The organism is Bradyrhizobium sp. 25ACV (assembly GCF_054863005.1).
The window spans coordinates 1-300 of the sequence record NZ_JAVAYO010000060.1 but is presented as its reverse complement, the minus strand read 5'-3'; the positions used below and the strand labels follow the sequence as shown (position 1 = coordinate 300).

Here is a 300-nt window from a genome sequence, read left to right as displayed (position 1 = left end):
GGTGATCATGATCATCGACCCCAACGGCATTGCCAAGGCGCTCGGCGCCGCCGGCTCCTCGGCCCATGACATGGGGGGCGAGAACGGCGCGCATCACATCGGCTCGGGCGAGCAGACCACCTCGCTGCTGGTGTTCCGCGCCGGCTCGTCGCAGCCCAAGGCGGTCCCGCTTGGCCTCGTCACCCGCCTGGAAGAGCTCCCGGCCGACAAGATCGAGTTCTCGAACGGCCGCTACATGGTGCAATACCGCGAGCAGCTGATGCCACTCGTTGCCATGGAAGGCGTCACCATCGCGAGCCA

The 300-nt window shown here is 67.0% G+C and carries 1 pseudogene; it reads left to right on the top strand.

Annotation, left to right across the window (positions count from 1 at the left end):
- Positions 1 to 300 (top strand): annotated as a pseudogene (locus RAD04_RS38570) (hybrid sensor histidine kinase/response regulator); the annotation flags it as partial.